The organism is Shewanella sp. Isolate8 (assembly GCF_022398495.1).
Lineage (GTDB): Bacteria > Pseudomonadota > Gammaproteobacteria > Enterobacterales > Shewanellaceae > Shewanella > Shewanella aquimarina.
The window spans coordinates 64083-71736 of sequence record NZ_JAKEVI010000007.1; the positions used below are offsets into that span (position 1 = coordinate 64083).

Here is a 7654-nt window from a genome sequence, read left to right on the forward strand (position 1 = left end):
GTAATTAAGCGTTCGCTTCTGCTGCTTCACCGGCAGCTTCTGCCTGCGCCTGACGCTGTTGCACGTATTGCGCGAACAGGGCGTCGAAGTTAACTGGCGCTAGGTTCAGTTGTGGGAAAGTGCCACGAGAAACCAGGCTACCAACCGCTTCACGAGCGTATGGGAACAGTACGTTAGGGCAGTATGCACCTAGAGAGTGAGCCAGTTGCTGCTCAGTCAGACCAGAGATAGCGAAGATACCCGCTTGCTGAACTTCACATAGGAAAGCAGTTTCTTCACCGTTTTTAGCCGTCACAGTAAGCGACAGGACAACTTCATACACATCGTCGGCCAGCTTAGCGCTGCGAGTGTCTAGGTCTAGCTTAACTTCTGGGTTCCACTCTTTCTGGAAAACAGCTGGGCTGTTTGGCGTTTCGAAAGAGATGTCCTTGGTGTAAACACGTTGAATGTTGAACTGTGGACCCTGTTGTTCGTTATTTACTGCTTCAGCCATAATTTCCTACCTAATCAATTTTGTTCGATTCATTCCGTGAGGAGAATCATCTTCAGGGCCTTTGTTACTCGAGTCCTAATCTAGATCTCAGCCACCATCCCGATTTTAGTATTTCCTTAAATCTCACCAGATGGGCGATTTAAGCCATTTTTTATAAGAGATGACACTCTAATCAAAGAAGCTTAATAAAAGCAAACTTTGTGTGGGTTATCTTTTGGTTTTGGCAACCGGTAAGTTATTTTGTTGCCATTCGCTCATCCCACCCTTGAGGTTATAAACAGACTCAAAGCCTTCTTTCACCATCAACTGAGCCGCTTGCGACGAGGTCATCCCTGCATTGCATACCATTATAATGGGACTGGCTTTAAACTTTTCAAGGGCAGATGTCTTATTATTTTTAATTTCCGCCAAAGGCAGGTTAATCGCGTCGACGATATGGCCTTTCTTAAACTCTTCCTTAGAGCGTACATCGACCACCTTGGCGTCTTGCTTGTTAATTAACAAGGTCGCCTGCTGATGATCTACTGTTTTCACTTTTGAGATACTAGACTTAAAAACGCTCACGATAAGCGCTGCAAACAAGCCCACCCAGGCGAGACTCAACATTGGGTTGGCTTTAAAAAATTCGATATATTCTTGCATAGTTTTCGGCCTACTTCTGTGGCTTGAGAGACTGTTTGGGCAGAGAGTATAACCGATTGTTCCGGCAGATTGCAGCATGTTGTTCACCCCCTACAGAGGGGCGATATTGAGAGATCCCTTAAATTGTGACGGGCTCGATGAGTGCTATCGGTGTAAATCACTTTTTGATCGTCCCTGTACGTAGTAATATTTATCCAATTTCAGAATTCTAGTTTTCTTTTTAACGTTAATAGGTACCACCATGACGACACGCAAACGCCCATTGGCACTGCTGATCCTCGATGGCTGGGGTTACCGTGAAAATACCCACATGAATGCGGTATATCACGCCAACACTCCTGTCCTCGATCGCCTCAACAAAGAATACCCTAACAGCCTGATCTCAGGCTCGGGTTTGGATGTCGGTTTGCCCGACGGTCAGATGGGTAACTCAGAAGTTGGCCACATCAACATAGGCTCAGGCCGCGTGGTCTACCAGGAGCTGACCCGTATCGGTAAGTCGATTGAAGACGGCGAGTTTGACACCAACCCCGCCTTTGTCGACGCCGTCGACAAGGCCATCGCTGCCGATGGCGCAGTACACATCATGGGTCTGCTATCACCCGGTGGCGTACACAGCCATGAAAGCCATATCCAGGCCATGTGTAAGATGGCAGTTGAGCGCGGCGCCAAGCAGGTCTATCTGCACGCCTTCCTCGACGGTCGTGACACACCACCGAGAAGCGCCAAGGGAAGCCTGGAAGTCTTCAACGAACTATTTGCCAAGCTAGGCACAGGTCGTATAGCCTCCTTGATCGGCCGCTACTACGCCATGGACAGAGACAACCGTTGGGATCGCGTCTCTCAAGCCTATGAACTGATCACCCAGGGCAAGGCACTGCACCAGTATCAAGATGCCGTTGCAGCACTCGACGCGGCCTATGGCCGTGATGAAAACGACGAGTTCGTTGGCAGCTCGGCCATCACAGATGCTGATGGAAATGTCGCCACGCTCAATGACAACGACGCGCTGATCTTCATGAATTTCCGCGCCGACCGCGCCCGCCAGATCACTCGCAGCTTCGTCGATCAAGCATTCGACGGCTTCGAACGCGCGGTAAGCCCTAAGATCAACTTCGTCATGCTGACCGAATACGCCGCCGACATTAAGGCGCCCATCGCCTATCCATCGGTGGATCTGGTCAACACCCTGGGCGAAGTGCTGCAAAACAGCGGCAAGACACAGCTGCGTATCTCGGAAACCGAGAAATACGCGCACGTCACCTTCTTCTTCAACGGTGGTAAAGAGGAGCCGTTTGAGGGTGAAGACAGAATCCTTATCCAGTCGCCTAAGGTCGCCACCTATGATCTACAGCCAGAGATGAGCTCGACCGAGCTGACCGACAAGCTGGTAGAAGCCATCGAGTCGACCAAGTATGACGTGATCATCTGTAATTACCCTAACGGTGACATGGTAGGTCATACCGGCAACTTCGACGCCGCCGTCAAGGCCTGTGAGGCAGTCGATGCCTGTATCGGCCGTGTAGTAGAGGCTTTGGCCAAGGTAGATGGCGAGTGTCTGATCACCGCCGACCATGGTAACGCCGAGCAGATGACCGACGAGCAAACTGGCCAGGCCCATACCGCCCACACCAGCGAACTCGTGCCTCTCATCTATGTAGGACGCAAGGGTGAAATCTCGCCAAACGGAAGATTAAGTGATTTAGCGCCAACCATGTTAACCTTGATGGGACAAAGCGTGCCATCAGAAATGACAGGGCACTCAATCATTACCCTAAGCGAGTAACAACTCTTTGCTTAAACGTTCCGGTTTCTATAAAGCCAGCATACTTGCTGGCTTTATCATGCTCTCTTGTACTGCGCAGGCATCAGACCTGAAGCAGCGTCAATCCGAACTCGAAGCGATCCAGAAACAGATAAGCAACCAACAGTCGGCCCTGAAAGACACCAGTCGCCAACATGAGAAACTCATCTCTCTGCTGAAAAAAGATGAGCAGGCGATCGCCGCCGCGGCAAAGAAGATAACCAATACCCGGGCTTCTCTGGCACAAACCGACAGGAAACTGGCCGAGTTAGACGACCGCAAGGCGGAGCTTGATACCCTCAAGCAGAAGCAACAGAAGACACTATCCAATCAGCTAGCCAGCGCCTACCTGGCGGGCAACCACGATTACACTAAGATGCTGCTCAATCAGCAGAGTCCAGCCACCATAGAGAGACTGCTCGCCTACTATCAGTTTCTCAACAAGGCGAGAATGGACGCCATTAAGCAGCTGCAACAGACGATGAACGAGTTAACGGCCATCGAGTCAGAGCAGAAGGAGCAGCAGACCAAGCTCAACGAGCTGATCCTCAATCAGCAACAGCAGGCCAAGACCCTCACCCAAGAACAAAATCAGCGTCAGCAGACCCTTAAACAGATAGAGCGCACCCTCAACTCACACGGTGCCAAGCTGGAACAGCTGCAGATAGAGGAAGCCAGCTTGAAGCGGGTCGTCGAACAGGCGCTGAGAGCCATGAAAGACAACCCCAGCATGGAAGGCCTCTCCAGCCGTCAGAAACTTAACTGGCCGACCAAGGGACGCATCCGCGTCGGGTTCGGTAGTCGACGCTCAGGCGAAGTAAAATGGAAGGGCGTGATGATGGCCGCCCCCGAAGGACAATCGATCGACGCCATCGCCTCGGGCAAGGTGATCTACGCCGACTGGCTCAGAGGCTTTGGTATGGTGATGGTCGTCGATCACGGTAAGGGCTATATGAGCCTCTATGGCCACGCACAGACACTGCTTAAAGACGCCGGCGACAGCGTGAAGAAAGGGGAAACTATAGCGCTGGTCGGACGCTCGGGTGGACAAACAGAACCTGGCCTATACTTTGAGGTAAGGCATAAGGGGCAAGCGGTCGATCCTGCGAGATACTGTAGACGATAACGCGACAACGACCCCGAGTTATGGGGGGCCTGTCCATGTCTCAAATGATCCGCTATTTCACCTGTGTCGCCCTGGGCCTCACCCTAGGCCTCTCAATCACACTGTTTGGCCATGAGAATGCCAAAGAATACCAGCCCAAGGTCAACTACCCACTCCTCATCGACATCATCAGCACGGTAGAAACCTACTATGTGGACAAGATCTCCCAGGAAGATCTTATCCAGGCGGCCATAGAAGGGGTATTCAGCAAGCTGGACCCCTATTCAAACTTCCTCGATAGTCAGGCCTTCTCCGATATCAAGGATGCCAACAAGGGGGAATACTTTGGCTTCGGCATAGAGATAGCCACAGAGCAGAACCAGGTGACCATCATCAGCCCATTTCCCCACTCGCCAGCCGCCAACGCTGGGATTCAACCCGGGGATCGCATCGTCAAAGTCAACAATGAAACGGTAACAGCCAAGCAACTCGACAATGTGCTGGAGGAGATCAAGTTCCATAGTAAGCATAATCTGGCCATCAACCTCTCGCTGAGCCGCGCCAACTCGGAGGCGCTGTTCGACGTCACCCTGACCCCGAGTCTTATCGATGTCAATTCGGTAGAGGGCGAGTTACTCGACACCGGCATCGGCTATATCAAGCTCTCCAGCTTTCAGGATGACTCCACCGAAGATCTCATTAAGCTACTGACCCAGTGGCAAAATGAGCCTGTCACAGGCCTGATACTGGATCTACGCAACAATCCAGGCGGCCTGTTGGATCAGGCAATCAAGATAGCCGACATCTTCCTCGCCAAGGGGCGTATCGTCTCCACCCGGGGGCGTTTCTTTGATGCCAACTCAGACTACTTCGCCTCGCCGCAGACTATGTTCTCCAAGCTGCCGCTCACGGTATTGATCAATAAGGGGTCGGCCTCGGCCTCAGAAGTGCTAGCCGCGGCGCTGCAGGAAAATCAGCGTGCCACGCTAATCGGCGAAAAGAGCTTCGGTAAAGGCACGGTGCAGAGCCTGATCCCCACGCTTATCGAGGGCAATGCCATCAAGCTCACCATAGCCCACTACACCACACCAAAAGGCAAAGACATACATGCCATCGGCATAAAGCCGGATATAAATATCCCTGGCGAGACTATGACTGCCGGACAAAGTATGCCTATAATCGAGGAGCAATCACCCCATGATGATAGCGCCCACGATAGGGTTATCGAATCGGCGATCTCATGGATAAAAACAAATAGTTAATGAATAACAAAAATAGTGCGCTTATTACTCTTATTAGCTGTCTTACTTACCACACCACATAGCTTCGCCGCCCAGGTCTCCATTATCATTGACGACATAGGTTATCGTCAGACCGACGAGGCGGTGCTGGCATTGCCTAGCAATATCACCCTCTCAGTACTGCCCCATACTCCTCTGGGAGAAAGGCTTGCCGCCATCGCCCACGACAAGGGCCACGAGATCATGCTGCACCTGCCTATGCAGGCTTTGAATGGCAAGGAGATGGGCCCCGGCGGACTGACCAATCAGATGAGCGAACAGTCTCTCAAGCAGGCTATCGAGGATGCTTTCAAGAGTGTTCCCTACGCCAAAGGCGTCAATAACCATATGGGCAGCCTACTGACACAGCTCGACGACCCCATGACCTGGTTAATGGAAAGCCTTAAGCAGCAAGATAACTACTTTGTCGATAGCATGACCACCAGGTACAGCAAGGCGAGTGCCGCAGCCAACAAGCAGGGCATTCCCTTATTGAAAAGACAACTCTTCTTAGATAACGATGTATCAGCCCAGGCTCTGGAGAGACAATTTAATCAGTTGATTCAGAAGGCACATAAGGAAGGGCAACTCATAGTGATAGCTCACCCCTATCCCGAGACCATCAGCTTCTTAAAGGCGAATCTGCCTCGTCTTACAGAAGAGGGGATCACCTTAGTGAATACTTCCAGGCTGCTGCCTTATCGCCTCGCGCAGAAGGAACCCGCGGCCAGCGACAAGGTACATTTAAGATAGGGCGAGGTTAAAGCTCTAAAACCGGAATAGAAAGATCCGGTAGTAAGGCCTTTAACTCGTCACGATTACTGACGACATCGGCCAATGAGTATTTGTCTAACACGGCAAGATAGGCATCAACCGCTTCGGCGAGCACGCCCTTAAGCTGACAGGCAGGCGAGAAGCGGCAATAGGGCTTGCTACAATCGATAGGCGAGAGCGAGTTTTCCAGCGTGCGCACCAGGACGCCAATGTTGATCTGGTCCGCCGGCTTACCTAACTTAAAACCACCGGCCTTACCACGCACCGTCTGTAAATAACCCTCCTTGCCAAGATGATGCACTATCTTAGACACATGGTTAGCCGACAGATCGAACACCTCGGTGACCTCTGCGATTCTAAACAGGGTTTCTCTCTCTGGCGATAAGGCCAAGTACATTAACGTACGAATACCAAAATCTGTATAACGAGTTAACTGCATAACCTACCTTCTAAGACTGCGTCGCCGCTTCTAAAGATGTAATCAACCAAAGTGCCTCTTCTGCCGTCGAACCGCAGACCTCTGGTTCGGCAATAAAACGATCACACAGCGCAGGGCGCTCAGGATGACCGAATATCTTACAAAGATTCTGCTCATCTAACTGGATGCAACGCACGCCGGCAGGCTTGCCTTCAGGCGTGCCAGGGATAGGGCTGGTGATCGACGGCGCTATACAGCAAGCACCACATCCTAGACGACAATTCATACGGCATTATACCTATATTTGTGTAGCTTGTTAGCCATTAAGATCACAGCATTATTCTGAGATCTCATAAAGATTAGCCCCACCTAATAGTAAAAGAGATAAAAACCTAGGTTTCACTGTGAGAATCTTGTGCAGATGTAGTTAAATTCGGCAACCAATCAGCTCTCACACGGATGTCTGCAGCGCGAACCAGATAGGCTGCGAGCTGAGGAACCTAACCGCCAAGGATAACGGAAATGCAGTCTATGAATGGAACAATAAACTGCCACACTGCATGAATAGCTTTTGGCTGCATGTAGAGTTTAATTAGGCGCCTGTCATGACCAGCTTCGACCCAGACATCAGAACTAACTCCCTTCTCTCTCACATGGGGGTGAAAGTGAGGCGCTTTAAATACGCAGTATTTAGCCTCACTTGAACGCGGAGAAGCTATGCTTCGTAGCCGGAGAACCCGCTCAGCGGTGGGGCGACGTCGGGAGTAGGCATTCATGCCTACATAAGTGAATAAGCCACCTGACTTTAATTAAGGTGGTTTCGAGAGGGTACCCGATAATTTCATAAACCCCAAACGCAAAAAAGCCACCTTATTCAGGTGGCTTCTTCACTTAATTAGTTCAGTAACCATCGTACGAAACCCTTTTGGGTTGTATGGTTAAGCCTCACGAGTCATTAGTACAGGTTAGCTCAACGCCTCACAACGCTTACACACCCTGCCTATCAACGTCCTAGTCTCGGACGGCTCTTTAGAGACCTTAAAGGTCTAGGGATGACTCATCTTAGGGCTCGCTTCCCGCTTAGATGCTTTCAGCGGTTATCGATTCCGAACGTAGCTACCGGGCAATGCCATTGGCA

General features: G+C 51.1%; 8 protein-coding genes and 1 rRNA gene. 4 read left to right on the forward strand and 5 right to left on the reverse strand.

The window, feature by feature from the left end:
• Window positions 1–4: 4 nt before the first annotated feature.
• Both secB and L1D43_RS19390 read right to left on the reverse strand, forming a co-directional pair.
• Window positions 5–493 (reverse strand): protein-export chaperone SecB, encoded by a 489-nt coding sequence (gene secB / locus L1D43_RS19385; RefSeq protein WP_239854129.1) that lies wholly within the window; start codon window positions 491–493, stop codon window positions 5–7.
• Between the two features lie 207 nt (window positions 494–700).
• Window positions 701–1135, reverse strand: coding sequence for a rhodanese-like domain-containing protein (locus L1D43_RS19390; protein ID WP_239854130.1), 435 nt, complete (start codon window positions 1133–1135; stop codon window positions 701–703).
• Window positions 1136–1376: 241 nt separating this feature from the next.
• Between L1D43_RS19390 and gpmM the strand changes: the two genes are divergently transcribed.
• The 4 genes from gpmM to L1D43_RS19410 are packed head-to-tail and all read left to right on the forward strand — an operon-like array spanning window position 1377 to window position 6077.
• Entirely contained in the window at window positions 1377–2921 is a 1545-nt protein-coding gene (gene gpmM / locus L1D43_RS19395) for a 2,3-bisphosphoglycerate-independent phosphoglycerate mutase (RefSeq protein ID WP_239854132.1), read from the forward strand.
• A 58-nt stretch (window positions 2922–2979) separates the two neighbouring features.
• Window positions 2980–4065, forward strand: coding sequence for a peptidoglycan DD-metalloendopeptidase family protein (locus tag L1D43_RS19400; protein WP_239854143.1), 1086 nt, complete (start codon window positions 2980–2982; stop codon window positions 4063–4065).
• 35 nt (window positions 4066–4100) lie between these two features.
• Window positions 4101–5306 carry a S41 family peptidase gene (locus L1D43_RS19405; protein ID WP_239854134.1) on the forward strand — a complete coding sequence of 402 codons (1206 nt, stop codon included), beginning with the start codon at window positions 4101–4103 and terminating at the stop codon, window positions 5304–5306.
• A gap of 15 nt (window positions 5307–5321) precedes the next feature.
• Window positions 5322–6077 carry a divergent polysaccharide deacetylase family protein gene (locus L1D43_RS19410; protein ID WP_239854136.1) on the forward strand — a complete coding sequence of 252 codons (756 nt, stop codon included), beginning with the start codon at window positions 5322–5324 and terminating at the stop codon, window positions 6075–6077.
• A 7-nt stretch (window positions 6078–6084) separates the two neighbouring features.
• Here the strand turns inward: L1D43_RS19410 and L1D43_RS19415 are convergent, their stop codons facing one another.
• The 3 genes from L1D43_RS19415 to L1D43_RS19425 all read right to left on the reverse strand — a co-directional run.
• Window positions 6085–6537, reverse strand: a complete 453-nt coding sequence (locus L1D43_RS19415; RefSeq protein ID WP_041509744.1) for an Rrf2 family transcriptional regulator — start codon at window positions 6535–6537, stop codon at window positions 6085–6087.
• 10 nt (window positions 6538–6547) lie between these two features.
• The gene (locus L1D43_RS19420) at window positions 6548–6802 is read right to left on the reverse strand and encodes a YkgJ family cysteine cluster protein (protein ID WP_239854138.1); all 255 of its coding nucleotides are present in this window, start codon (window positions 6800–6802) and stop codon (window positions 6548–6550) included.
• A gap of 648 nt (window positions 6803–7450) precedes the next feature.
• Window positions 7451–7654 (reverse strand): 23S ribosomal RNA (locus tag L1D43_RS19425); the annotation flags it as partial.

Excerpts from the sequence above, each read along its gene's own strand:
- secB (WP_239854129.1), bottom strand. The coding sequence starts at position 493 with ATGGCTGAAGCAGTAAATAACGAACAACAGGGTCCACAGTTCAACATT.
- L1D43_RS19390 (WP_239854130.1), bottom strand. The coding sequence starts at position 1,135 with ATGCAAGAATATATCGAATTTTTTAAAGCCAACCCAATGTTGAGTCTC.
- gpmM (WP_239854132.1), top strand. The coding sequence starts at position 1,377 with ATGACGACACGCAAACGCCCATTGGCACTGCTGATCCTCGATGGCTGG.
- L1D43_RS19400 (WP_239854143.1), top strand. The coding sequence starts at position 2,980 with ATGCTCTCTTGTACTGCGCAGGCATCAGACCTGAAGCAGCGTCAATCC.
- L1D43_RS19405 (WP_239854134.1), top strand. The coding sequence starts at position 4,101 with ATGTCTCAAATGATCCGCTATTTCACCTGTGTCGCCCTGGGCCTCACC.
- L1D43_RS19415 (WP_041509744.1), bottom strand. The coding sequence starts at position 6,537 with ATGCAGTTAACTCGTTATACAGATTTTGGTATTCGTACGTTAATGTAC.
- L1D43_RS19420 (WP_239854138.1), bottom strand. The coding sequence starts at position 6,802 with ATGAATTGTCGTCTAGGATGTGGTGCTTGCTGTATAGCGCCGTCGATC.